The sequence below is a fragment of the Paenactinomyces guangxiensis genome (genome assembly GCF_016055185.1).
Lineage (GTDB): Bacteria > Bacillota > Bacilli > Thermoactinomycetales > Thermoactinomycetaceae > Paenactinomyces > Paenactinomyces guangxiensis.
Genome location: NZ_JAECVR010000001.1, coordinates 420,524 through 444,546, shown reverse-complemented (window position 1 = coordinate 444,546; position 24,023 = coordinate 420,524). Strand labels below are relative to the sequence as shown.

Annotated in this window: 32 protein-coding genes; 19 read left to right on the top strand and 13 right to left on the bottom strand. The window is 45.2% G+C overall.

Annotation, left to right across the window (positions count from 1 at the left end; genetic code table 11):
* Nucleotides 1-594 precede the first annotated feature (594 nt).
* On the top strand, nucleotides 595-942 hold the full coding sequence (locus tag I8U27_RS02235; protein WP_181750128.1) for a hypothetical protein: 348 nt from the start codon (nucleotides 595-597) through the stop codon (nucleotides 940-942).
* Between the two features lie 16 nt (nucleotides 943-958).
* Nucleotides 959-1,381: a hypothetical protein gene (locus I8U27_RS02230; RefSeq protein ID WP_181750129.1), complete on the top strand. Its 423-nt coding sequence runs from the start codon at nucleotides 959-961 to the stop codon at nucleotides 1,379-1,381.
* Between the two features lie 338 nt (nucleotides 1,382-1,719).
* Here the strand turns inward: I8U27_RS02230 and wrbA are convergent, their stop codons facing one another.
* The 3 genes from wrbA to I8U27_RS02215 form a co-directional block, all read right to left on the bottom strand.
* Nucleotides 1,720-2,331 carry an NAD(P)H:quinone oxidoreductase type IV gene (wrbA, locus tag I8U27_RS02225; RefSeq protein WP_181750130.1) on the bottom strand — a complete coding sequence of 204 codons (612 nt, stop codon included), beginning with the start codon at nucleotides 2,329-2,331 and terminating at the stop codon, nucleotides 1,720-1,722.
* Between the two features lie 82 nt (nucleotides 2,332-2,413).
* Nucleotides 2,414-3,115, bottom strand: a complete 702-nt coding sequence (locus tag I8U27_RS02220) for a pirin family protein (RefSeq protein ID WP_181750131.1) — start codon at nucleotides 3,113-3,115, stop codon at nucleotides 2,414-2,416.
* 50 nt (nucleotides 3,116-3,165) lie between these two features.
* Entirely contained in the window at nucleotides 3,166-3,555 is a 390-nt protein-coding gene (locus tag I8U27_RS02215; protein ID WP_181750132.1) for a DoxX family protein, read from the bottom strand.
* A 128-nt stretch (nucleotides 3,556-3,683) separates the two neighbouring features.
* Here I8U27_RS02215 and I8U27_RS02210 point away from each other — a divergent pair, with 128 nt between their 5' ends.
* Entirely contained in the window at nucleotides 3,684-3,995 is a 312-nt protein-coding gene (locus I8U27_RS02210; RefSeq protein ID WP_181750133.1) for a winged helix-turn-helix transcriptional regulator, read from the top strand.
* An 81-nt stretch (nucleotides 3,996-4,076) separates the two neighbouring features.
* On the opposite strand, the gene I8U27_RS02205 is transcribed toward I8U27_RS02210, so the two are convergent.
* Both I8U27_RS02205 and mgtE read right to left on the bottom strand, forming a co-directional pair.
* The gene (locus tag I8U27_RS02205; protein ID WP_181750134.1) at nucleotides 4,077-5,414 is read right to left on the bottom strand and encodes a hemolysin family protein; all 1,338 of its coding nucleotides are present in this window, start codon (nucleotides 5,412-5,414) and stop codon (nucleotides 4,077-4,079) included.
* A gap of 114 nt (nucleotides 5,415-5,528) precedes the next feature.
* On the bottom strand, nucleotides 5,529-6,890 hold the full coding sequence (mgtE, locus tag I8U27_RS02200; RefSeq protein WP_232345177.1) for a magnesium transporter: 1,362 nt from the start codon (nucleotides 6,888-6,890) through the stop codon (nucleotides 5,529-5,531).
* A gap of 126 nt (nucleotides 6,891-7,016) precedes the next feature.
* Here mgtE and I8U27_RS02195 point away from each other — a divergent pair, with 126 nt between their 5' ends.
* Together I8U27_RS02195 and I8U27_RS02190 are read left to right on the top strand one after the other, a co-directional pair.
* Nucleotides 7,017-7,385: a hypothetical protein gene (locus I8U27_RS02195; protein ID WP_181750136.1), complete on the top strand. Its 369-nt coding sequence runs from the start codon at nucleotides 7,017-7,019 to the stop codon at nucleotides 7,383-7,385.
* Nucleotides 7,386-7,547: 162 nt separating this feature from the next.
* Complete coding sequence (locus I8U27_RS02190) at nucleotides 7,548-7,706, top strand: hypothetical protein (protein WP_181750137.1); 159 nt, start codon at nucleotides 7,548-7,550, stop codon at nucleotides 7,704-7,706.
* A gap of 489 nt (nucleotides 7,707-8,195) precedes the next feature.
* Here the strand turns inward: I8U27_RS02190 and I8U27_RS02185 are convergent, their stop codons facing one another.
* Nucleotides 8,196-8,693 carry a protease complex subunit PrcB family protein gene (locus I8U27_RS02185; protein ID WP_181750138.1) on the bottom strand — a complete coding sequence of 166 codons (498 nt, stop codon included), beginning with the start codon at nucleotides 8,691-8,693 and terminating at the stop codon, nucleotides 8,196-8,198.
* A gap of 129 nt (nucleotides 8,694-8,822) precedes the next feature.
* Between I8U27_RS02185 and I8U27_RS02180 the strand changes: the two genes are divergently transcribed.
* From I8U27_RS02180 to I8U27_RS02170, 3 genes are all read left to right on the top strand, one after another.
* On the top strand, nucleotides 8,823-10,520 hold the full coding sequence (locus I8U27_RS02180; protein ID WP_181750139.1) for a DNA repair helicase XPB: 1,698 nt from the start codon (nucleotides 8,823-8,825) through the stop codon (nucleotides 10,518-10,520).
* Nucleotides 10,510-12,423 (top strand): helicase-associated domain-containing protein, encoded by a 1,914-nt coding sequence (locus I8U27_RS21110; protein ID WP_181750140.1) that lies wholly within the window; start codon nucleotides 10,510-10,512, stop codon nucleotides 12,421-12,423. The genes I8U27_RS02180 and I8U27_RS21110 overlap by 11 nt, the downstream gene beginning before the upstream one ends.
* A 120-nt stretch (nucleotides 12,424-12,543) precedes the next feature.
* Nucleotides 12,544-12,963, top strand: coding sequence for a YlbF family regulator (locus I8U27_RS02170; protein ID WP_181750141.1), 420 nt, complete (start codon nucleotides 12,544-12,546; stop codon nucleotides 12,961-12,963).
* Between the two features lie 6 nt (nucleotides 12,964-12,969).
* On the opposite strand, the gene I8U27_RS02165 is transcribed toward I8U27_RS02170, so the two are convergent.
* Entirely contained in the window at nucleotides 12,970-13,290 is a 321-nt protein-coding gene (locus I8U27_RS02165; RefSeq protein ID WP_181750142.1) for a hypothetical protein, read from the bottom strand.
* 191 nt (nucleotides 13,291-13,481) lie between these two features.
* Here I8U27_RS02165 and I8U27_RS02160 point away from each other — a divergent pair, with 191 nt between their 5' ends.
* The 6 genes from I8U27_RS02160 to I8U27_RS02135 all read left to right on the top strand — a co-directional run bounded on the left by I8U27_RS02160 (nucleotide 13,482) and on the right by I8U27_RS02135 (nucleotide 17,473).
* Entirely contained in the window at nucleotides 13,482-13,727 is a 246-nt protein-coding gene (locus I8U27_RS02160) for a YlbG family protein (RefSeq protein WP_220185828.1), read from the top strand.
* A gap of 118 nt (nucleotides 13,728-13,845) precedes the next feature.
* A complete protein-coding gene (locus I8U27_RS02155; protein WP_181750143.1) occupies nucleotides 13,846-15,075 on the top strand; it encodes an MFS transporter in 1,230 nt (409 codons plus the stop codon).
* Between the two features lie 177 nt (nucleotides 15,076-15,252).
* The gene (locus tag I8U27_RS02150) at nucleotides 15,253-15,771 is read left to right on the top strand and encodes a hypothetical protein (protein WP_181750144.1); all 519 of its coding nucleotides are present in this window, start codon (nucleotides 15,253-15,255) and stop codon (nucleotides 15,769-15,771) included.
* Nucleotides 15,772-15,790: 19 nt separating this feature from the next.
* A complete protein-coding gene (locus I8U27_RS02145; RefSeq protein WP_181750145.1) occupies nucleotides 15,791-16,162 on the top strand; it encodes a YkvA family protein in 372 nt (123 codons plus the stop codon).
* A gap of 229 nt (nucleotides 16,163-16,391) precedes the next feature.
* Complete coding sequence (minD, locus tag I8U27_RS02140; RefSeq protein WP_181750146.1) at nucleotides 16,392-17,192, top strand: septum site-determining protein MinD; 801 nt, start codon at nucleotides 16,392-16,394, stop codon at nucleotides 17,190-17,192.
* A gap of 20 nt (nucleotides 17,193-17,212) precedes the next feature.
* Nucleotides 17,213-17,473 (top strand): hypothetical protein, encoded by a 261-nt coding sequence (locus tag I8U27_RS02135; protein ID WP_181750147.1) that lies wholly within the window; start codon nucleotides 17,213-17,215, stop codon nucleotides 17,471-17,473.
* Nucleotides 17,474-17,508: 35 nt separating this feature from the next.
* Here I8U27_RS02135 and I8U27_RS02130 read toward each other — a convergent pair whose 3' ends face one another.
* Nucleotides 17,509-18,345, bottom strand: a complete 837-nt coding sequence (locus tag I8U27_RS02130) for a hypothetical protein (RefSeq protein WP_181750148.1) — start codon at nucleotides 18,343-18,345, stop codon at nucleotides 17,509-17,511.
* Between the two features lie 294 nt (nucleotides 18,346-18,639).
* Here I8U27_RS02130 and I8U27_RS02125 point away from each other — a divergent pair, with 294 nt between their 5' ends.
* A complete protein-coding gene (locus tag I8U27_RS02125; protein WP_181750149.1) occupies nucleotides 18,640-19,083 on the top strand; it encodes a hypothetical protein in 444 nt (147 codons plus the stop codon).
* Between the two features lie 49 nt (nucleotides 19,084-19,132).
* Here the strand turns inward: I8U27_RS02125 and I8U27_RS02120 are convergent, their stop codons facing one another.
* Both I8U27_RS02120 and I8U27_RS02115 read right to left on the bottom strand, forming a co-directional pair.
* The gene (locus I8U27_RS02120) at nucleotides 19,133-19,351 is read right to left on the bottom strand and encodes a hypothetical protein (protein ID WP_181750150.1); all 219 of its coding nucleotides are present in this window, start codon (nucleotides 19,349-19,351) and stop codon (nucleotides 19,133-19,135) included.
* A gap of 12 nt (nucleotides 19,352-19,363) precedes the next feature.
* Nucleotides 19,364-19,519, bottom strand: coding sequence for a hypothetical protein (locus I8U27_RS02115; RefSeq protein WP_181750151.1), 156 nt, complete (start codon nucleotides 19,517-19,519; stop codon nucleotides 19,364-19,366).
* 336 nt (nucleotides 19,520-19,855) lie between these two features.
* Here I8U27_RS02115 and I8U27_RS02110 point away from each other — a divergent pair, with 336 nt between their 5' ends.
* Complete coding sequence (locus I8U27_RS02110) at nucleotides 19,856-20,023, top strand: hypothetical protein (RefSeq protein WP_181750152.1); 168 nt, start codon at nucleotides 19,856-19,858, stop codon at nucleotides 20,021-20,023.
* A gap of 125 nt (nucleotides 20,024-20,148) precedes the next feature.
* Here I8U27_RS02110 and I8U27_RS02105 read toward each other — a convergent pair whose 3' ends face one another.
* Genes I8U27_RS02105 through I8U27_RS02095 form a run of 3 tightly spaced genes read right to left on the bottom strand, consistent with a single transcriptional unit; the run spans nucleotide 20,149 to nucleotide 21,229 of the window.
* Nucleotides 20,149-20,718, bottom strand: coding sequence for a manganese catalase family protein (locus I8U27_RS02105; protein ID WP_181750153.1), 570 nt, complete (start codon nucleotides 20,716-20,718; stop codon nucleotides 20,149-20,151).
* Between the two features lie 17 nt (nucleotides 20,719-20,735).
* The gene (locus I8U27_RS02100) at nucleotides 20,736-20,990 is read right to left on the bottom strand and encodes a spore coat protein CotJB (protein ID WP_181750154.1); all 255 of its coding nucleotides are present in this window, start codon (nucleotides 20,988-20,990) and stop codon (nucleotides 20,736-20,738) included.
* A complete protein-coding gene (locus tag I8U27_RS02095; protein ID WP_220185829.1) occupies nucleotides 20,990-21,229 on the bottom strand; it encodes a spore coat associated protein CotJA in 240 nt (79 codons plus the stop codon). The genes I8U27_RS02100 and I8U27_RS02095 overlap by 1 nt, the downstream gene beginning before the upstream one ends.
* Before the next feature lie 192 nt (nucleotides 21,230-21,421).
* Here I8U27_RS02095 and I8U27_RS02090 point away from each other — a divergent pair, with 192 nt between their 5' ends.
* The 3 genes from I8U27_RS02090 (at nucleotide 21,422) to I8U27_RS02080 (ending at nucleotide 23,923) form a co-directional block, all read left to right on the top strand.
* The gene (locus I8U27_RS02090) at nucleotides 21,422-21,661 is read left to right on the top strand and encodes an alpha/beta-type small acid-soluble spore protein (RefSeq protein WP_181750155.1); all 240 of its coding nucleotides are present in this window, start codon (nucleotides 21,422-21,424) and stop codon (nucleotides 21,659-21,661) included.
* Nucleotides 21,662-21,781: 120 nt separating this feature from the next.
* Nucleotides 21,782-23,344 (top strand): acyl-CoA synthetase, encoded by a 1,563-nt coding sequence (locus I8U27_RS02085; protein WP_232345176.1) that lies wholly within the window; start codon nucleotides 21,782-21,784, stop codon nucleotides 23,342-23,344.
* Nucleotides 23,345-23,404: 60 nt separating this feature from the next.
* Nucleotides 23,405-23,923, top strand: coding sequence for a hypothetical protein (locus I8U27_RS02080; protein WP_181750156.1), 519 nt, complete (start codon nucleotides 23,405-23,407; stop codon nucleotides 23,921-23,923).
* Nucleotides 23,924-24,023: the final 100 nt, after the last annotated feature.

The window sequence follows — 24,023 nt, the reverse complement described above, 5'->3', positions numbered from 1 at the left end:
TAAGATTGCGAACTGGACCCATCTCAATGGTGATGCAGTTCGATGATGCCCGCTCCGAAAATAGCAAAAGTAATCTCTCTGCAAATATAGCAGGGAGATTACTTTTGTTTGCAAATATAAAAAGTGATAATATTTAAAAAATATGAACATTGTTCTTGTGAAAAATTAAATATTCAGGTTACAATTGTAACTGAGTGGGTCATATTAGAAAATTTTCATCTTCAACTAATAAATACCTGGAAAAACATTTTCATAGTCGACTTGGTACATATAACCTGACCCGGCTGATCCGAAGTCACTCAAAAACCAAATAGAAGTCTCAGAGGTATCTGAAGGTTGTTCTAACTCCATCTCTTCACTGTCAACGTGTTAAGTCTGTCCGACTAAAATCGGAGGTTTCAGACCTGACGGAGGTAGGACTTTTATAAAGAAGATAACCTTTGCGGTAGTATTAATCTTTATTTCAGTTGCATTAGTCTTTACCCTGACCGGGTGCCGAAAAATCCCCAAAGTCGATCCGAAGTTTGGAGATTATGGACCAAAGAAACAACCTCCTCAAAACCGGCAAACAACCTGATAAAAAAACTTATAAAGATGAAAAAATTATTTGATGAATTAGAGGCGAAAGGAGTTAAGTTTTCAAGGGAAGCTTCGGTAGGAATAACCAGAACACCGAGCGGAAAAATTACATGGTTGGAAACTGGCAACTCAAAAGCAGGATTGCAGCATATTATGGAAAGGCATTCTAAAGAATTTTCCAGCTGGGGGTTAAATAATCAGGATGAGGTTGCTAATCTCATATTAGAAACAGTTACTACAAAGAATGGTGTTCAACAGGGGGGCGCAACCATATATGATGTGGTTGTAGGCGGTAAGCCGCGAAAACTAAAGGTTGTAATCAGTGAGAATGGATTTATAGTCACTGCCCATCCATTTAGTTAAGTAAGGGGGGAATCAAATGTTGAAAATCTATATCGAAAGTATTGAGACAGGTGCGGAATACAATGATATTATTTATGACTTTTGGATAAATGCTAAATTAAGGGAGTATACGATAAAAATTTTTGATTCCGTACCCTTTGACCTGAGAAACAAGAAAAATGAGTATATAAATGCTTTAGTTTTAGCAGGTTTTTTGGAAAAAAATGATACAGATCAACAGGATGATATTTTAACCGGAACAATGATAAATATTGAGGAACAGGAACTGTCCCGGTGGAAGCAAACAAGATTTGATATTAAAGAAAGAAAATGGTTAGGTATAAAAAATAAAAATGGGTATTTTTTAATAGACCCAAACGAAGCTAAAGAGTTAAATATTGATATTGGAGAAAATGTAACCCTAAAAGCGGGAAGATTTGACTTGGTCGGGCTAGAATAAGTTTGCCAGGCCCTCTCTAACCATCTTCCCATACAACTGAAGCAGTACTCATTCCTCTTTAAATAAATGATTCATAACCAAGGCAAACCAATGTGTTTCATTTTATCAGGTGATGGTTAACAGATTTTCAATCTCCCCTCACTGGTACACAGCAAAAAGAGAGCCCCTCACTGGCAAGGCGGCTCTCTTTTTGCTGTGGGTATCTTTTGCCATTTCATTTTGGAAAGGGATGGCGGCTCATATACCGCCATCCCTTTCTTCAACCAGAGTGTATTGGGATTTTAGCTCAGATTACAAGTGATCTCTCTTATGCCATACAAAAAGACAAAGAGGAAATTTTATACTTGCCCTTTTTTAATCCACTCTGCCACCGTAACAGTACGTTTGGCCTGGTGGCGTACGGCGTCCATGGCATCCTCTTTAATGTTTCCGTCGTTCCCAACGGTTACAGTGGTTCCGTACGGGTTGCCCCCCGCTGTATAAATAGACGGATCTGTGTAACCCGGTGCAACGACGATCGCCCCCCAATGGTACATGGTTGTATAGAGTTGAAGAATGGTCTGTTCCTGGCCGCCGTTTGGGTTATTGGCGGAGGCCATGGCACTGACTACTTTATTGGCGGTTTTTCCCTGGAACCAGATGCCTCCGGTGGTGTCCAAAAATTGCTTCATCTGGGAAGCGATATTTCCAAATCGTGTGGGCGTGCAGAAAATGATGGCATCTGCCCATACAATATCATCCGGTGTAGCGACCGGGACCTCTTTGGTTGCTTCATAATGAGCCTTCCAGGCAGGATTTGATGCAATAGCCTCTTCCGGAGCCAGTTCCTGGACTTTTAGCACCCTTGTTTCCGCTCCTGCTTCCCTGGCGGCTTCAGCGGCAGTCTGAGCCAGTTTATAGTTGGTACCGGTTGAACTGTAATAGATTACTGCCAATTTAACGTTTGCCATTTTGTTAAACCTCCGCTTAATGATTTTTTAGTCTGCAAACTTATATGTTTCTTTTATAGTAACCCGTTTAGCCAAAAAAGAATTAAGCCAGATCCATGAGCATAAACTCACCGCCGCGGTGGGTCGCAAGGTGTAACTCAGACAGCCCGGAAATGCGGGCGGTGTCTCCCGCAGATAATGTATGGGTTTCATTTAAGGCCACTTTTCCCTCAATAACAAACAGATACATGCGGCGATGCTCTTGCTGGCGATGGACCAATTCCTTGCCGGCTTGCAAATGAGAAAGATAGACGGTTACATCTTGATGAATGGTCAGGGCATGTTCGAGGGACCGGCCCGAGACGACGGGCAGGAGTTGATTCAATTGCTGCTCACGTGAAAACTTTCTTTGTTCCCATGAAGGAGATAAGTCTTTTTGATTTGGTATAAACCATATTTGCAGAAGATGAACGGGCTTCTCGGGCGAATGGTTATATTCGGAATGGTAAATGCCCGTTCCGGCAGTCATGCGCTGAACTTCACCTGCTTCAATCAATCCTTTATTCCCCAGACTGTCCTGGTGCTCCAGAGTTCCGTCAATGACATAGGTCATGATTTCCATATTCGCATGCGGATGCATTCCGAACCCCTGTCCGCCCTGGATAATGTCATCGTTGAAAACTCTCAGGGAACCAAATTGAAGATTGTCCGGGTCATAATAATCGGCGAACGAAAAGCTGTGATAGCTTGTCAACCATCCGTGTTCGGCTTTATAGCGTTGTTCGGATGGAATGATTTGTATCATATTGTCACCTCAGGTATGTGGTTATTTTTATCTTTTTATTCTTTAAACATTCATCCCCACGGTATATATGACCCGGGACCAGTCAATGCAAGCCCGATTGCCACAGCGATTAGCACCAAATTGTACTCAAAGCCGCCCTGGGTAGCCCAGTAACCGTTTTTTCCATGAACCATGAAAATGCCTACCAACATGGTGACAACGATTAGAAAAGAAGCAAAAGTCATCAATATTCCAGAAGCAAACAAAGCTCCCCCGATCAGTTCGCCAAGACCGGCCAGGACGGCCATCAACAATCCTGGCCGGATTCCGATTGATTCCAGCCAACCAGCCGTTCCTTTTAAACCGTGTCCTCCGAACCAGCCAAACAATTTCTGGGCTCCATGTCCCATAAATGTTAATCCCACGATTAACCGAATGATTAACAAACCGATGTCTGCCATGGTCTACACCTCCTTTCATATAAAAAATAGTAACTAACTAATTTTTTTAAAGTTAATTACTTAGAGTATAGATAGTGTGCTTACTTGTGTCAAGTGGCTGTGCTAAAATAAGCTCAGGAGTGATTAACATGGATCATCTGCATTTATGCCCGAAGTTTGAAGCGGCATTTGAATTGCTCGGCAAGCGTTGGACAGGCTTAATTATCCGGGTGCTGTTGACCGGCCCCAAGCGGTTTAAGGAACTATCTGAGGCGATTCCCCATATGAGTGACCGGATGTTAACCGAACGGATCAAGGAATTGGAGGCAGCAGGCATTCTTACACGCCATGTCTACCCGGAGACACCGGTGCGAATTGAGTATGAATTAACCGAAAAAGGAAAATCCATCGAGGGGATTATGAATGAGGTCCAAAAATGGGCGGAGAAGTGGGTAGAGTAGGAAAGAAACCGGATTTACCCGGACAGGCATGAAAGCGGAAGGTTAAAGGTGCCGCTTCCAAACAAGGCGGGAAGCGGCTATTCAAAAACTTTCTTCTGAAGGGGTTTCAGTTGTTTCCTCCCGCACAGGCTTGACTAGCAGCCGGGTTACTCTGCTGCCGGTCATTTCCTGCACGATAAACTTGTAGCCGTCAAATTCAACAGTAGCATGGAGTTTGGGCAATTCCTGCAACTGGGAGAAAATCCATCCTCCAATCGTATCGTTGTCTTCGTCTTCTATATTGATATGGAAATGCTCATTCACCTCGTCAATCAACAAGTGTGCATCAATCGAGGTTTCATCCCCTTTTTTCTGGAAAAAAGGACGTTCATCATCAAATTCATCCTGAATCTCACCCACAATTTCTTCAACAATATCTTCGATAGTAATGATTCCTGAAGTCCCCCCGTATTCATCGACCACAATCGCCATTTCAGTCCGGTTTTTTTGCAGGGTTCGCAAGATATCCTTGATTTCCATCGTTTCCGGCACATGCACGGTAGGGCGGGCCAGCTGGCTGAAGTCGGGTGTTTCGCCGGCAGTCATCCGTTCATACAGATCGCGGATATGAATAATTCCGAGGATGTCATCTTTATCCTTTCCGCATAAGGGAAAGCGGGTAAAATGGCTTTGTTTGATGACAGATATGCTCTTTTCAAAAGAGTCACGGGTGTAAATACAAACCATATCGACACGGGGCACCATCACTTCCCGGCCGATGCGGTCGGCAAAATCAAAGATATTGTCAAACAGGGAAAGTTCCGTTTGATCGATGATCCCGCTGCGGTGGCTCTGTTCAACCAGCATACGGATTTCTTCTTCCGTATGTGCTTGTTGCTGATCGGGAACCAACTCCACCCCGAGCCACTTTAAAACTTTGTTGGCCGAACTGTTTAATAACCAAATCGTTGGCCGAAAAAGAACAAAAAACCAGTGCAACGGTCTGGCGATCCAGAGAGTTGTCCCCTCCGCTTTCCGGATGGCGAGCGATTTTGGCGCCATTTCACCGATAACAATATGTAAAAAAGTAATGATCGAAAAAGCAATTGCAAACGAGATGACATGAATCCAGGCTGTAGGTATTCCAAATAATTGCAAACCGGGTTCGATGAGAGTAGCCAGAAACGGCTCACCCACCCAGCCTAATCCAAGGGAAGCCAGAGTGATTCCCAATTGGGTGGCGGAAAGATAAGCATCCAGGTTTTTCAGGATATTTTGTGCCGTTTTGGCACGTAAGTTGCCTTCCTCCGTCAATTGAGCAATCCGGGTTGTCCTCACTTTGACAATCGCAAACTCCGAGGCAACAAAAAAGCCGTTGAGTAAGACGAGAAAAATGACCAAAAACAATTTCCATATGATCTCTACAAAACTAACTTCCAAATTCAGAAAACCCCCTAATCAGATTGACACGAAGAGAGCCGATTTCTCTTAACTTGTGTGTGAAAAAAGGTTTTAATACCAGAATATTACCGGCAGGCTATTGACAGCTCCTGCTCACATTAATTTATGTATGAAGAAAGTAGCCAGTCCAAAATAAAGCATTAATGAAATGACATCATTTAAGGTGGTGATTAACGGACCGGAAGCAACAGTGGGATCAATGTTAAAAGCATCAAGGATGATGGGAATCAGTGTTCCGACTAAAGTGCCAATGACCAGGGTAAAAAAAAGGGAGGCACCCACCACTAAGCCTAAGCCCATATCCTGTTTCCAGATGGTGATTGCAGCAATGATCAGGGTACTGCATATCGCCCCGATAATCATACCCACAAACCCTTCCTGACGAAGCACTTTTTTATAATTTTCACGATGGAGTTGATGGCTCGACAGGCCACGGATAATTAAAGCGAGTGATTGTGTTGCCGTATTTCCCGTCATCCCGGCAATCATAGGCATAAAAACGGTGAGTACCGGCAATAATTGGATTGTTTTTTCAAAGAGGCCAAGCAGATTCGCTGTGGCCATCCCGATACATAAGAGTAAAATCAACCAGGGAATACGCCTTCTCGCAGATTGAAAGGGATTGACCAAAATATCTTTGTCCGTCGGCCCGACTGCCGACAAGTTTGAAATATCTTCCTGCGCTTCCTCAATCAACACATCAATAATATCGTCAACAGTAATAATTCCCAGTAGGCGATTTTTGGCATCAACCACTGGAATTGCGAGAAAGTCGTATCGTTCCAGCATGCGGGCCACTTCTTCCTGGTCCATATCGACAGGGACAGAGATCACCCGTTCATACATCATGTCACCGATTTTTGTGGCCGGCTGGGCGATCAATAAGTCTCTGAGAGATACCACCCCCACCAGGTGATGTTCGGCATCAGTCACATAAACATAGTAGATGGTTTCCGCTGTCGGCGCTTCTTGACGCAAATAACGAATGGCTTCTTCAACAGAAAAATGGCTGTAGATACTGACATATTCATGAGTCATCAACCCTCCGGCAGTATCTTCAGGATAGAGGAGCAGAGAACGGACCCGGTCTGCTTCGCTGCTCTCCATGTCTTTAAGCAAACTCTGGGCTTCGGCATCCTCTAACTCACTGAGCAGGTCTGTCACATCATCAGAGGACATCATGTTTAATACTGAGGCGGTCTTTTGCGGGCCCAGGGCGGCTATCACTTCTTTTTGTTCATTTAATTCAAGTTCTTCAAGCAGATTGGCAATCTCTTGCGGTTGTAACGCAGCCAGAAAACGGCGCCGGTGAATTCCGTTCAATTGGAAAAAGATCTGTCCGAGATCGTAGGGCTGTAATTCGTCAATCAGTGTTCTTAGCGCTTTGTGGTTCCGTTTTTGCAGGGAAACTAAAATATGTTCGGTTTCAGGGATGCTTACCGTTTCTTGATTCAATCTGGTTCCTCCTCCTTTTTTTTCAGTCCCGGAAGCATATGCAGGGGGAGATAAACATAAGACAGGCCACAAAAAGCATATAGTTAAAAACAAACAGATGAAACTTATAGAAGGAGGGACTTTGTGATGCATTCTTATTTTTATCAACAGGCACCCAAATATCCCGGATGGGGAGGCTATTGGGCCTATCCGTTTCCGATGAATGGTTCCTATACAAGTGTTCCGTACTCCCCGATGGTGACGGGGAGTTGTTCCGGCGGGTATCCGCAAACTCATTATTTTCCGTACACTTATCCCTGGACAATGCCCGGGCCCTCCGGTGCACCATGGATGATTCCCCAGGCAGCATTTTCCGGTTCTATATCTATGATGCCTCCGAAGATGTCACCTTATCAGCCTGATCAGGAACAGTATCATCCTGTATGGGATTCACCCCAGTCCCCGCAATCTCCGTGGCTGCGTGCCTATAACCAGCAGGCGGAAGAGGAAAACTAGGGGATATTTTTGCCCCTGCTTGCATACATAGTACGGGAAGCTGTTGCAGCTTCCCCCCTTCCTTGCTATTTCCCTCCTGCCGTACAACCATCGGCCAGGAGGGGATTTTTTGTATAAAGTTATGCTTCTGGGAAAACTAGGGGTACAGAAAGAGGTGAGATCATGAAAATCCCTGATGTCTCTTATCCAATCGGGGAGCCGGAGATTTACACACCGACCACTCCTGAAATTCTGACTCCTCGCGACCCGGAACCGGACCGTCGGGAAGATCCGCATACTCCTGACCGCAGCAAAAGAACTCATGAACGTAAATCATATTGACGGAGAAGAAAAGCCGGTCCTTCCTCAGACCAAGAGGAGGACCGGCGGATTGCGAACAGACTGCAAAAACTTTTTACAGTTAAAGCTGGCTGAAAGCCCACAGTTTTGATGAAAGACAGCGTTGCTCGGCATCTCTTTCTGGGATGGTAAAAGCAACCAATTTGGTGGATGATCGAACGTATGAGCGGTGCTCATCCCACTGGTAGTGGTTTGTTCCTGTACATCATGGTATGAGGTTTCAGTGGCGAATCAATCTCTCCCACTGGTTAAAACCATGAGAGTGAGTGAATACGGACTAGAACGCTGGTAACAGGCGTTCCGCCCATGCGGGTACATGCAACACGAGTTGTAGAACTGCATGGGAAGGGCTGATGAGACAGCCCTGAACGTGGGAGTTGTCCAAAGCAGAAATGAATGGAGGGTGTTAACTACCCGGAAATCCCACGGCGACCATCGGGAGTGCTCGTGGTGTTTCAGCCGTGTGAAGTCTCAAATGGCGTCTCCATTTTTGGAAGGGGGCGCTTTTTTTAATTTTACCTCCACGTGATCAAACTGGTCCTTATTTTCCACAGAGATGATTGTAAAGGGATTGGTGATTGCCTGTGTCACAAATCCGCCTTTCGGAGGCGTCGTTTCTTCGGCATACACAGTCACATTCCTTCCTTTCCTTATTACCTTTTTTACTTGGATAGAATACCCTCCTGTATTTCTCTCACCAAGGCCGATCATAATATAGGTGTGCGGTTTGGTGTAGGCGATAAACGTTTCCCCGTGCGGGGACTTCTGCATTTCTTTTGCTTTTTTGTGCAGAGATTCAGGAAGTTGAGCGATAGTCACTTTCTCAAATTTGAGCGACTGCTCCTTCATACCAGATTCCACTCCTCCTCTTGGGGAACCCTGTGCAGATGGCGAATCTCCGGTTCCACACCCCATCAAAGTAAAGAGTGTTGCGAATAATAATAACTGAAGCACTTTGCACCCTTTCATCAAATCCCTCCTGATCCAAGTTTCTGTTATCAAGTTGACGGAAAAGAGTGGGTGAAAGTTGCAAATTCAGGTCTCTTTATCAATAGTTCTTTATGTTGTGGGTAAAAATATTGGCAGGAGGGGACGAGAATGCCAAAATCAGCCAGAGTACAAAATCCACTGATTGTGCAAAGTGACCGGACTTTGCTGGTCGAAGCAAGTCATCCGGCATATGATGAAGTTCGCCAACAATTATGTCATTTTGCGGAAAGAGTAAAAAGTCCTGCTTATTTACATACCTACCGCATCACTCCGTATACGTTGTGGAACGCAGCAGCCCGGAATCTTTCTGCAGAATGGGTGATCGAACGGCTGGAGAACTACAGTAAACTTCCCGTCCCTCCCCAGGTAGTGAGTGAGATCAAACAGTTGATGAATCGTTATGGAATGCTCCGCTTTGAACCGGCCAGTGCTTGTTCTTTTTACCTTACTTCTGTTGAAGCCGGAGGTTTGGAAAGGATTTTGCAACATATTCCCCTGCATTGGGAAACCATCTCTTCGTGCGATAAAGACAAGATTTGTCTCCCCCTTCAGATCAGGGGGATAGTAAAACAAGCATGTATGCGGGCCGGGTATCCGGTCATTGATGAGATTGGCTTTCAAGAGGGGGAACCCTTATCGATTCGACTCTCCGCTAATTGTGAGAAAGGTTCTTTTCGGCTCAGGGATTATCAGAGACAGGCAGTAGAAACCTTTTATTGCGAAGGCTCCGTATCAGGAGGGAACGGAATTGTCGTGCTTCCCTGCGGTGCGGGCAAAACCGTGGTAGGGATCGGGGTGATGGAAAAAGTGGGAAAGGCAACCCTGATCTTAACCCCCAGTGCAACTTCGGCCAAACAGTGGATTCGTGAGATTCTTGATAAGACTGGTCTTCCGCCGGAATTGATTGGGGAATATACAGCCACTGATAAGCAAGTACGCCCTGTTACAGTAACCACTTATCAAATGATGACTCACCGTACGGAGAAAGAGGGTCCTTTTCATCATATGAAAATTTTTTCTAAACGAGATTGGGGCCTCATTATATACGACGAAGTACACTTACTGCCAGCTCCCGTTTTCCGGGCGACTGCTGACTTGCAGGCCAAACGCCGCCTTGGATTAACTGCTACCCTGATCCGGGAGGACGGCAGGGAAGGAGAGGTATTTTCTCTGATTGGGCCCAAGAAATTTGAAGTTTCCTGGGGGGAGCTGGAAAAGCAGGGATGGATTTCGGAAGCTGTTTGTGTGGAAATTCGTGTCCCTTTTTCAAAAGAGGAGCGGGATCGTTACCATAAAGCAAACCAGCGTCAGAAGTATCGCCTGGCAGCGGAAAACGAGGCAAAGTACACAGTCATTGATCAGTTGCTCAAGCAACATAACGGCGAACAAATCCTGATTATTGGGCAGTATTTGAACCAGCTGCGCATGATTGCCAGGCGATATCATGCACCACTTATCACCGGTCACATGAAGCAGGACAAAAGAGATGAATGGTTTTCCCGCTTTCGCAGGGGAGAAGTTCCTATTCTGGTCGTATCCAAAGTAGCAAACTTTGCCGTTGATCTTCCTGATGCCAGTATTGCAATCCAGGTTTCGGGGGCGTTTGGTTCCCGGCAAGAAGAGGCACAGCGGCTGGGGCGTATTTTGCGCCCAAAGCAAACGGAGAAAAAAGTTTATTTTTATCATGTTGTTACCAGCGATACGATTGATCAGGAGTACGCATGGAACCGGCAGCTCTTTTTGGCAGAACAGGGATATCACTATCAAATCCGGGAAGTGCGGGAGGTGAAGGAATGTGGTTCGTGAGTTGGACCGCTGTTTAGAGTCGTTATCCGACCGGGTGTTGAGGCAGATTGGCACACATCATGGACTTCAATCCGCAAACAGACAGGAGCTTGGTGGCATTCTGACAAAACCCGCCCATCTCCGCCGTTGTTGGAGCCGGTTCAGTAAGGAAGAACGAACGGTGTGGATTCGTTTCCTGTTGGAAGCCCCACAGGGGGTAGTTAAGGAGAGTACTCGTTTAAAAAAACAATTACCAGCGGGTCTCACCCCTTCCCGTTTCCGTCTCACTCTGACCCGTCTGCGGCAACAAGGTTGGATTTATGCTGCCAGAGATCGAAACCGGGAAAGGTTTTATCTGTGTCCCATCGAAATTCGCCGGGCATGGATCAAGGCTTTCCTCAATCAAAAAATGTTGTCTCCGCAACCGGTCGATGAAGATATCATCGCTTCATCCCCGCCAGTCATGGGGATCGGCCAAGCTCTGTTTTATTTTCTCACTTCTGTCGAACGAGAACCATGGAGACTGACGCGAACCGGGCAGATTCACAAGCGGCAGGCGCAAAAACTGGATGTTGACCTGGACCTTGACCCCGAGGCCCTATCCGGAACCAATTGGAAAAGGAAAAATGGGGCACCACCCTGGGTGGAACTGCTTGTTGAATTTGCCTGTCAGCTTGATCTTGTACGCATCGCTGGCGGAGAATTGATACCCGACCGGCAGCGCATTCAAGAGTGGATTCATCTCTCCATGGAAGAGATGAACTTGATCCTGTATGAAGTGACGCGTCATCAACTTACCCGCCAGTTGGAGGGCGGAGAAGGATACTGGCTGATCATGGAAAACTTGAGCTATGATACCTGGTACTCACTTAAGGATCTGGTTTTGGCCAGGAATATGATTACAGGACGGAAAGAGGTGTTGCTGGCAAATGAGTTGAATAAGTGTGCAAGCTTAATTGTAAAGCCGTTACAAGCTCTCGGCTGGCTTGAAATCGGGCAAATACCGACCGGCGAGTGTTTTCGCCTGACCGGGTTTCCACCGCGGTCCGGCACAGGTGATGAGTTGCCCTTTTATGTGCAGCCGGACCTGGAAGTATTGGTTCCTTTCACCTTTCCCTATACCAAACGGTATCAGCTGGCCAAGTTTGCCGACTTTATGGGCGGAGACCAGTACCTTCACTATGAGATCAATGAAGGATCGATCCGGCGTGCCTGCCAACTGGGACAATCGTTGCCGGAAATCATTCATCTTCTGGTGGAGTGGAGCTGTTTTCCGTTACCCGAGATCGTACAACAACAGATTGAAAACTGGGCTGGACAATTTCAAGGTGTTTTGCTTGAGCCTGTAGTACTTGTCCATACCAGGGATGAGTCATTGGCCGACAAGTTGCAAGATACCGCGCTCGGCCAATCCTGGAAGGTGGATCGCCGGGGTCCGTCCTGCCTCTCTGTGTCTCCATCTTCTCTCGGTCAGGTAAAAGAGTGGCTGAAAAAAGAAGGAAAACGGGTAAGTGCCATTCGCGAACCGCTGGTGAAAGAAGGGGATAAGGACCTTTCAGGCCCCGAATATTGGAGCCAACGCCTTCATGTTTTACATAAAGCTGAGCTGGACAATCATTACCCCGAAATGACAGAGGCATGGCCCGGGGCAAAGAATATACCCAAACTGTGGACCTCAGGTTTAAGAAGCTATCATCCCTCGATGCAACAGGAATTGCTGCGCCGCTCTATTGAAGAGCAACTAGACGTACGCTTGGAGTGGAAAGGGCAATTCCTCACAGTCACTCCACACCAATTGAAGCGTGAAGGGGGAGAGTGTTTTTTGGAAGGTTGGGGACCGGAGGGAAGGAAAAGGAGACTTTCCTTAAATGAGATAACGAGATTGCAAATATTTATTCCTCAACCGGAACCCGGCCATCACTAACTGACACACACTTTCACAAAAAACTTCCCCCTCAGCGATCCATCTCATAAATGTTGCTCTCAATATTTGGCGGGAGAAACGGACATAAACTGTGATAAAATGGGGGAGGAGGGAGAAAGAATGGGAACGTTAGATATGGCGGAAATTTTGCTTGATGCTTATCATCTGGCTGATCAGATAAATGAATCGGAGGAAGTGCAGGCCTATCTGAACCTGCGAAAAAAATTAAAAGAAGACCCTGAAGCCCAAAAGCTGATCAGGGAATTTCAAAAGTTAAAAGAACGTTATGAGGAAGCACAGCGGTTCGGCATCTTTCATCCCAACTATCATGAATCGAAAAACCAGGCTGAATCATTTTTGAAACAAATGCGTGCTCACCCGGTGATCGGTTCTTTTTTAGAGGCGGAAGAAAAGTTGGATCATTTGCTTTATCAAGTTTCTTCGATGATTGCCCGCTCGGTGTCTGAATCCGTTAAAGTACCCGTCAATGACATGGGGAAGGGAAGCAAAAAAGGGCGGAAAGCTTGCGGGGACCGTTAACCTCCGCTATTTTTGCAACAGGATGCAATTGACACACTGATTTCCGCAGCAAAAACTTTTTTCATCAGGAACGCGCAACTGAAAGCGGTAAATCAAGCCGGCCGCGGAGGTACGGATATAGGCAAACTGGTAGATCCATTCGGTCCCGCGGATAAAGCACTCCGCTTCTCTCTGCAGAAAGCTTTCCAGATCCCGGCGGCTCGCGGATGGACCCATTTGCACATATAAGAAAGAAACTCCGGCATATTGCCGCAGACTTAATTTATCATGAGGCCTATTTGAAGAAGAGTTTAGTTTCTTCACAAAATCTTCGACAGGGTTTCGCATCAGTATTCACTCCACGCTGATTCGTTTATTTTATGAATTGCGGGCGCAACGGGTTCCGCGCCGGTTCATGTTTGGTTGAACTTCTTTACATGGAATGTTACCATAAAATTAAAGCATCCCAACTACATGTGACAAAACTGAGTAAAGACCCTCCGGACAAGTCGTGACACGAGTAAAGGAGAACGATTGTCATGGACATTGCTGAAAGATTAGGTTTAGCTGTTTGGGTTAAAGACCTGAAAGCAGCTCGTTCGTTGGGACGCATGGGAAATATACACTATATTTCTAAACGCCTCAATTACGTCTATTTATACGTCGATGGTCGGAAGGCTGATCAATTAATCCATCGCATTGAACGCCTGCCTTATGTACAGCGGGTAGAACGTTCGCAACGTACGCGAATATCCCTAGATTTTAGTAAGACCATAAATTCATAACAAATATAGAGCAAATAGATGATGAATCCGCTACATCAAGATGTGTGGCGGTTTTTTTTGCTTTGATACTTCGTAGATCGAAATATATAATGGGATTTATAAGGAGATGAATGTTTTTATGCAATCGTGGCGGCGCAACTTGTATATTCTAATGGTCTCTCAGTTTTTGGTCATGAGTGCAATGTCGATGATTATTCCCTTTTTGCCCTTGTATCTGAAAGAGATGGGCATCAAAGATCCCGCTGAAACTCAATTATGGGCGGGAGTTATTTTTGGTATCAACTTCTTATCTGCATTTCTGGTCGCACCTGTTTGGGGAAGCCTGGCGGACCGGTATGGCCGCAAAATGATGGTGCTTCGGTCCGGATTTGGCATGGCTGTCGTCATCTTCTTGACCGGCCTGGCAACTTCACCACTGCAATTGTTGATTTTGCGTTTCCTCAACGGGACCGTTTCCGGGTTTATTCCGGCTTCCATTGCGCTGACAGCGACAAACACGCCGAAAGACCGGGTGGGATATGCACTCGGAATGCTGCAATCCGGGGCAGTGGCAGGGTCGATCATGGGACCGCTGATCGGAGGAATTCTGGCAGAAGTGATCGGCTTTCGCATGATCTTTTACTTTACGGCAATCATTATTGCAGTCGCTACATTTGTGGTTCTGTTTGCGGTAAAAGAAGAATTTAAACCGGAGCCCAAGGAGAAAAAGGTCAGCTTTTGGAAAGACGGCTCCATTATTCTGCATCAGCGACCGTTAATGATTCTGTTCAGTGTCGGCGTATTGCTGCAATTTGCGATGGTCGGGCCGGCTCCGCAAATGTCACTGTTTGTTTCTGAACTTGGAGTTCCCGGCGGGCATATTGCCTTCTTTGCCGGATTGGTGACAGGCGCCACCGGATTGGCCAATATGTTATCATCCCCCTTGCTTGGGAAGATGGGGGACCGATACGGCTCGGAACGGGTTCTGTTTGTAACCATGTTAGGGGCGGGGCTTTTCTTTATCCCTCATATATTTGTTCACTCGGTCTCGCAACTGCTTGTTTTAAGGTTTTTGCTCGGTATGTGGGTCGGCGGTTTGCTCCCTTCCCTGAGTTCACTGATTCGAAAATATGCTCCGTCCGGTAAAGAAAGCACCGCTTTTGGATTTAACTCAAGTGCCACATTTTTGGGGAACCTGTTGGGGCCGATTACTTACGGGTTTTTGTCCGGGTTCATTGAAATCCGGGGTGTATTTTTAGTCACGTCCCTGTTGTTGCTCTTTACAGCCTTCTGGTTAAAAACAGGCTTCAAACTTAAACTGTCCGTTTCCCGCGAAGGTGAGAAGAGAGCGATGAAGCATCCCGCATAAATATGAAGAGACGGATATTTGATTTTCTATTAAGCCATTTTCCCTGTGTTTGCGGTACTTACTTAAATGGGAAAATGGCTCTTTTTTCAATCTTTGCTTGTGAAATAACAGGCGAGTTTTTACAATAGAATTAAATGGTTTTCAGAAACGTGATGATCTGATAAGGAGCGATAACCATTGAATTTTTTTCAGGACTTAAAACAGAAGTTAGAAAAAGGTGTAGAAACCGCAGGTCAGAAATCACAAAGAATGTTGGAAATGAGTCGATTAACCCTTAAGATAAAAGGGAAAAAAGAAGATATCGAGCGAATGGCCAATAAATTAGGCTGGGAAGTATATAATGCCTGGGAACCCAAGGGGAAACTGGAGGAAACAGATCAGATACAAGAATCTCTCAAAGCGATTCACGATTTAAATGAGCAGTTGAAGTCATTGCAAAAAGAATTGGATGAATTGAGAAATGCCAACATCACGACACGCGCAATGGCTGAAAAGGTTAATATTTCCCCTCCGGGGCCGGAAGGTCCGCCAGCGGCTCTCCGGCAGGCAGATGTGCCATCAAATCAGACCTCTCACCCTGAATGGATAAAAACAGTTACTCCCGTAACTCCCGTTGTCTATATTTGCCCATTCTGTGCCCATCAAGTTGCCAGAGATGCATCCAACTGTACACATTGTCAGCAACGTTTCTATTGAGAAGGAGGAATGAGGTGCATTGAAAAACAGCAATCTTTTCAAACCAATCATCCGATTGCTTCTCTCACTCCGTAAGCGCGCGCTGACGAAAGAAGGATCAGACAAGATTTTACAGGAGTTTAACCAGAAAGTAGACCGCGCTGGCGGGATTCAGACGATTGTTCACAAGCTTAAATTGATGTATGAGTACTTTCGCCACCCTCAAACCAGTACGACCAAAAAAGCTCTGGTCGGAGCCGCACTGCTCTATTTTTTGTTGCCGACAGATGTGGTTGTCGATTGGATTCCGGTTATGGGGTATGTCGATGATGTTACAGCCGCTCTATTTGTTTGGAGCCTGTTGTCCAATGAACTAGATGAATTTGAAAAGTTACAGAAACACAGAGGGTAAGAAATCGGGAGAGGTTAAATATGGGAAGCACCCTGGTTTCTTGCTTTTTTTATTCTTTCGGATTTGCTACAATAATGGTGAATCTTGCAGCGTTCTTAGGCGAATTGAAAGCGGATCGAATCAGAAACTCAAGCATTGAATCGCATTGAAGCGTCGTTGGTAATGGTTGAGGTCATCTTCCCTTGCGAATCTGCTTTTACATAGAGGATGAGGAAAGGGGTAACGTGGAATGAACCACAGTTCCATGGCGATCACAGTTACAAGTGGAAAAGGTGGCGTAGGAAAAACTACCACCGTCGCATCTTTAGGATTAGGGTTAGCCCAACTGGGATATAAAGTTTGCCTTGTGGATACAGATATCGGTCTTCGTAAACTGGATTTGATGTTGGGGCTGGAAAACCGGATTGTCTACGACCTGGTCGATGTGATTGAGGGGGTCAGCAAACTGAGACAATCGCTGGTACGTCATAAGGAATATCCGGAGTTAGCCTTGTTGCCCGCCGCTCAGACCCGTTATAAGGAAGAAGTCTCTCCGTCACAAGTTAAACAGGTGGTTGATGAATTAAAGACTGAATTTCAATACATCTTGATCGACTCACCGGCCGGGATTGAAGGGGGATTCCGAAACGCCATCGCACCGGCGGATCGGGCTATTTTGGTCGTAAACCCGGAAATTCCGTCAGTGCGTGATTCCGACCGGGTCATCGGCTTATTGGAGTCGGCCAACTTGTCTCAGATTGATTTAGTGGTTAACCGTGTGGAGCCCGGAATGGTGCGTGATGGCGATATGTTGAGCGTGGAACGGGTGCAAAACCATCTGGCGATTAGTCTTCTGGGAATTGTACCGGAAGACAAGCGGATTATCCGATCATCCAATACAGGTGAGCCGGTCATTCTCGATGACAAATCGCTGGCCGGAAAAGCTTTTTCCAATATAGCCAGAAGATTAACAGGGGAAGAGGTGCCGTTTTTGGAACTTGAGTCCTCTACTCTGATTAACCGAATTAAGCGATTGTTTCACATCGCCTAAAGGATACAGGGGTGAAACGGGTGGCGTTTCTGAACATGTTTGGGAAAGACAAAGACGAACCGACGGCAATGACAGCAGATGACCGCTTGTCACTGGTACTCAGTTACCAGCGGTCAGATATTGACGAGAAGAAGATTAAAATGTTCCAAGCGAAGCTGATTGAGTTATGTGACGATTTCGGTTATGATGTAGTCGGACAAGTTGAAGTGATTCCCCAGACAAAAGAAAGAACAACCATCATCAATGCAAGCATCCCGGTAAAACTCAAGGAACCCATTTAAAAGCACGGACCATTCCCGGTTCGTGCTTTTTTCATTCAAAAAAATTTATGGTTTTGCAGGCGTTGTTCCAGGAAGTCAGTGATGATCGTAGGAAAGGCTTTATCTTCTGACAGGGTGAACAGGGCAATTGATACACGTGTGCATCCGTATGTTCTCATCAAATGAATCAATTTCCCGCGGGTGTCCGGGTTAGGCCGGCCATATCTCTCTTCAAAAGCTTTAAAGATCATCGCTTCCTCTCTGGTGATGGATTCGTTTTCGCCGGACCACATGTTTGAAGCATATGTGTTATTGAAGGCTGACAGATGATCTGATGCAGTAGCCAGTTGGTTTTCGGCGGCCGAAGAAAGCTCTTCAGGATCTGCTTGATAGGAAAAAGGTTCCTCCAGTGGCCGGATCATGGAACGATGGACCTGCCAATCCTGGAATTTACGGCGGCGTCTGGGTCTTTGTGTCGGTAAATGGGTAAATTTTTCCGGATGTTTTCGGCGTAATGTATAGATTCGCTGATAAATAGCCCCCTGGGTGCGGGATAATTTTTTCTCCAGTTCAGCGATCGCAGCTGAGAGGGATTTTCCTTCTTCCAAAAATTGATTCACTGTTTCAATAACTATTTCCTCTTCTGCTTCCTCCCAGCTGTTCAAACGGCTGGAACCATCTGCTGAATTTTCGTGAGAATGGAAACGATCAGGGTATTCTGATCTTAATTTCCGGACATGGGACATGATTCCGGCGTATCCCCTTTTTAACTGTTCAGATAATTCTTTGAGTACTTCCCGCTCCTTTTTTCCCTCCTTCAAGCCTTTATTAATAGATTGGATAATTAATTCATTTTCTTCATCTGTATATTTTCCTTTTTTTGTTTCTATCATGATCAACCACCTTCGCTTCCTTATTCCATAAAAATCTTACTTATTAATATAACAGAAAAGACATAATCTTTTCCACTATATTCTTTTAAAAACTTCAATATTCAAAGATTTTTAAAGGGGTGTATGAATTTGATCAATAAAAATTAAAACTGTATAAACGAAATTACAAATGGGATTTTTTACTGACATTGGGGTATGAAATGAATGTCTTTTGACCATACCCATATATTAAGAGAGTTTTTGGGTATAAATGGTTTTTTTATCTTTAAACTTGATGTGAAAGGAGAATATTTATTGAGTCCATTGTCTGTGAAAGAGATCAGTTCTCTCCTTACATCTCGCTGGCCCTCTCCCAAAATCAGATCGTCTGGCAAGGAAAACGAACCGCCTCATCGCAACTGGAATTCATCTCTCCGCGCTGCCCTGGTTATTTTATGGGGTCTTTTGGTTTATCCCCAGCTCGATCCGGATATGAGGAATGGGAAGGGGATTTGTTCGATTACCATTGACCAGTTGGTGCATCTTTTTAAGGAATATTTAGGAGATAAACCGGAATGTATGGAAACTTTATTTTTACTGAAACAGCATGATTACATAAGAATACAAGCGAACCAGCGCATTATTCCGGGAACCTGCCTTTTGGCTGCTGTTGATGCCGCCAAAATGTACCGCTGTTTTCGCACGTCGGTTCTTTCCCGGAAAATTGCCCAACATTACCAAGAGAAAAATGACAAATAGCCCTACAGAAAAACCCAGCTTGTCCGGATGAAGGATCAAAGCTGGGTTTTTATTCATGTTTTAGTGATTCCAGAAATAATCGCAGTGTTTTCCGTTGTTCGGGAGACAGTTCCAGGGCCACATCAACTAAATGCTGTATATCCTCGGGCAATTGATGGATGAACTGTTGCTGTTGGCCCATCTGATTGATTAACTGCTCAAGTAAATTGCGAGACTCATTAATATGTTTATAAGTCTCAATCAAGAGTTTTTCCGTTGGTTGATTCATATTGAATTCATCCTACTCTTCATCATAATGCAATAATTGTTCAATTTCTGTCTTGATCCGTTGTAACTCATCAGGGCTCAGCTTTTGAAGGTCCCGAATCATCATCTCAAGTTTTATGGAGCGGAATTCCTCAAGAAAAGAAGGCATATAATGAGGATTCACGGACACGGAAAAAAACTCCTTTCAAGCTGGATTGTTATGCTGAAGGTTAACGTAAATAATAGAGGAGATTATTATTCTACCAAATATTTGAGTAAGGTCAATGACGGCGGGAACGGTTTTCTCTCTGTTTTTTGTCGTTTTCTTGCTTCCTGCCCCTATTTTTGCACTTTTCCGGAATGAATGCACTCTTTTCAGGGAAGAAACCGGTCTCCAATATTGTAGTGTGAATAATTTTTGAACATTCGGCGACTTTTTTGGTTTTGATTATTTGAAAATGGGGTAAGTAAATTTCAGTCCGTGCTTTTGTTCTTGATTAAAAGAATAGAATTGAGGTGCCTTTAAATGTTAGAACAATTAAAAGCAGTGGAAGAGCGTCTCTATTCCGTACATCAAGAGTATCTGCTGGCCAAAGAACGGCATGAGTTCTTAGCCCAGTATGACTTGCATGAAGAACTAAAGCAATTGCAAAAAATGCATCGGGAACTGAAATCAAAAATAAGGCGGAGTTAAAAAAGAAAGATAAACATGAAAATAATTGAATAGATAAAAAAGGTAAGGAAAGTGCAGCCGCAAACCTGACAAGCCCGGAGTCTCATAGCCAGACTGCCGGGCTTGTTTATGGGGTTATTTTCTGTCTAGAAAAACCTCTTTTGGTCTCTGTAGTCTTTTAAGATTTCAACCGCTTCACGGAACCGTTGTGAATGCACCACTTCCCTTTCCCGCAAAAACTTCAGTCCGTCATTAAGATCGGGATCATCCGACATATCAATTAACCACTGATAGGTGGCCCGTGCTTTTTCCTCCGCAGCGATATCTTCATAAAGGTCAGCTATGGGATCTCCTTTTGCTTGAATATAACTTGCAGTCCAGGGCACACCCGCCGCATTCTCATAAAAAAGGGCTTTGTCGTGGTTGGCATAATGAGCCCCCAATCCGGCTGCTTTCAACTCCTCAGGAGAGGCATCTTTGGTTAATTTGTAAACCATAGTAGCAATCATTTCCAAATGGGCAAATTCCTCGGTCCCAATGTCTGTCAGGAGCCCTTTAACTTTATCCGGCAGTGTATACCGCTGGTTTAAATATCTGAGGGCCGCAGCCAACTCCCCGTCGGCACCCCCGTATTGCTCGATGAGAAATTTAGCCATTCTGGGATTGCACATACTGACCCGAACAGGATATTGAAGTTTCTTTTCATAAATCCACACTTGATTTTTTCACTCCTTTATACTTCCCACGGCCAGGGGCCTTCATCCCATCCATTTGGATACTGGTTAAAACTGTATCCAAAGCCGAGAAGGGGTCCGTATTGGGACTCGTATGTTTTGCGAATTTCTTTGCTCTGTTGTACATACCAGTTGAATTGCTGTAACGCTTGCAAGTCGTCCGGGTGAGTGTCGAGATATAAATTGAGCTCAACTAACACAAAATCGACTTCCTGTAACTGTTTAAGTAGTTGAAGCTGATGAACCCGATCCATTAGCGTTCACCTTTTCCTTTGTAAGGGCTGTAGAGAATCGGCCACAGGGTACCACGGCGGAGTGCTTCACTTGGAGAGAATTGAGGAAGATTGGGTGGCTGAAAACCTAAGTACTCACTGGGTGGAACGATGTATGTTTTGGTTCTTTGAGGGGGACAGGGATCGTTCGGGCTGACGTAGGGATGCCATACTCTGGTTTGATGCACGTATGGATTGGGTATTTTCCCTGTTTTACTCATCATTTCATCCCTTTCTGAAAAAGATAACATTACGACAGGCTTTCACTATGTCTTTTTACATCACTATATGTGCCAAAGATGTGTATATGACTCATGGATAAAAAAGAAGCCCCAGTTTATCCATTATTTCCTACGAATTTTAATAAGAGAAACACACATGATAAGAATACCAACAGCAAGGAGGTGAATAACATGCCACAACAACAACAACAAGCATTCGGTGACCGCAATCGTAATAGAAACCAATTGCTGGTTCCGGGGTCCGCTCAAGCGATTGATCAACTGAAGTTTGAGATCGCTCAGGAGTTTGGTGTAAACCTTGGTCCTGATACCACCTCCCGTGCAAACGGGTCTGTTGGTGGTGAGATCACCAAACGTCTCGTTGCAACCGCTCAATCTCAATTAGCTGGTGGTGCTTTCCCGCAAGCATAAAAACTGGATAAAATGGTAAATTTTAAGCAGTGGCATTTTGCCACTGCTCTATTCAGTTTAAACAGGAAATCTAAAACCGCTTCAAGAAATATTTATATAATCATAATTAGGAGGGTTGTTATGACTGACTATTATAATATAAGCCAAGATGTGGACCGCCATGCCTCTTCAGGTAACGTGGCGATTCGCTGGATGAATCAAACAGGGGATCAACTGGAAATTACATATGCAGAATTGAGGGAAAAATCTGATGATATGGCGAAGGGTTTTATTGAACAAGGGCTTCGCCAGGGAGACCGCATCATGATTTTGTTGCCGCGGATTCCCGAAAGCTATATTTCGTATCTTGCTTGCCTGAAAGCAGGATTGGTCCTGTTGCCAGGGTCTGAAATGCTGCGGCCGACAGATATAGCCTATCGGGTTGAACATGCCAGGGTGAGAGCAATCATTGCTGATGAAACACTGACAGACCGGGTCAATGAAGCACTTGCCGGCCTAAGCCATGTCACCCATCGCTTTGTTCGTGGACGGGCAGATCAAAACTGGGTTCCATTAGAGGAAGTAAAGGGATTACAAACAACGGAGTTGCCGCTCACCTGCAGTGACGATATGGCTTTTATCTCCTATACTTCGGGAACAACCGGCGGTCCGAAGGGTGTGATTCATCACCACAGTTGGGCAATCGCTCACCAGCAGACCACTACAGAACCCTGGTTGGATATCCGCCAAGGTGATACAGTGTGGGCGACAGCAGGTCCCGGTTGGGCAAAGTGGATTTGGAGTCCTTTTATGTCTACTCTGGGGGCAGGGGCAACTGCTTTCGTATATTATGGTTCCTTTGATCCTGAAAAATACTTATCCCTCCTGCAAGAACAACAAATTAATGTGCTTTGCTGCACACCGACAGAATATCGGATGATGGCGAAAACAGACCGCTTGGATCGCTTTGACCTATCCCATCTGCGAAGTGCAGTCAGTGCTGGCGAGCCTCTCAATCGAGAGGTGATTGATACTTTTAATAAATATTTCGATGTAGAAGTGAGAGACGGTTATGGGCAGACGGAAAACACTTTGCTGATTGCCACCGTAAAAGATATGGAAGCAAAAATCGGTTCCATGGGCAAGCCGACTCCCGGCAACCGAGTGTCCATCGTTGATGACAATGGCCGGGAAGTACCGGTTGGGCAGGTGGGGCATATTGCTGTTCATCGTTCTTCACCGGCCCTGTTTAAAGGATATTTCCGGGATACGGATAGGACTGAAGCGTCCTTTCGGGGAGAATGGTATCTGACCGGGGATCGGGCCCGCAAAGATGAAGATGGATATTTCTGGTTTGAAGGGCGTTCTGATGACATCATTATCAGTTCAGGTTACACGATTGGGCCCTTTGAAGTGGAAGATGCCCTGGTGAAACATCCTCAAGTGAAAGAATGTGCGGTCGTGGCAAGCCCTGATCCTGTCCGTGGTTCGATTGTAAAGGCTTTTATCGTATTAAAAGAGATGTCTTCTGCATCGGAAGAACTAATTCAAGAATTGCAGAATCATGTTAAAACGGTTACCGCCCCTTACAAGTACCCGCGTGAAATTGAGTTTGTTGAAACGCTGCCCAAAACGACAAGTGGAAAAATTCGCCGGATTGAACTGCGGGAACTGGAAAAAAGACGAAAGCTGGAATCATCTTGAACCAGTACCATTCCTTCGATATAATGGATGCGACTTGCATCTGATAAAGGAGTTTATCAAATGAATGCATTTTCTCATGGCTGTGTGGTTAACTTTCAAGAATCTGTGAGGGAAATGTTTGCCTCTGATCTTGATCGCCTCATAAATGATTTGCTAAAACAAAGTGATGCAGTTCTGCTGGGTACCATTGATCTGGAAAAGGAAGAGTTGCATCTGTACGGTCACGCCCGGACAATACAATTCGATGAACAAACCAATCGATGTGAAATTGTATTTACCACGATGGAAGAACAACCAGGGGAGACGATTCGTTATTCACTGGAAGACCTGGTGATAAGTCATGAAGCCCTGTTTGATATTGTCGACGAAGGAAAGGGGCAGGTTTCTTACCGGGTCCTCTATGTAACCTTTGCAAACCCCGAGTCGGGACAGGAGACTACTTATTTCCTGGCTGACGAAAATGCAGTCTCTCATCCCTTGGCCTGTGTAGCCGAATTTTGGCAGCAGGTCTCAGAAGTGGGCAGAGATGTTGACTTTAATCTCTCGGGCTGTTCTGCTTATGACCTCAACCGCATGTAGCAGGCGGGAGAAGCACAAAGCCTCCGGCTCTAGTCCCTGATTCAGGGACTTTTTTTATCATTTGATAATAATCACTGTGGTATTGGTTGATCAGTTTCTA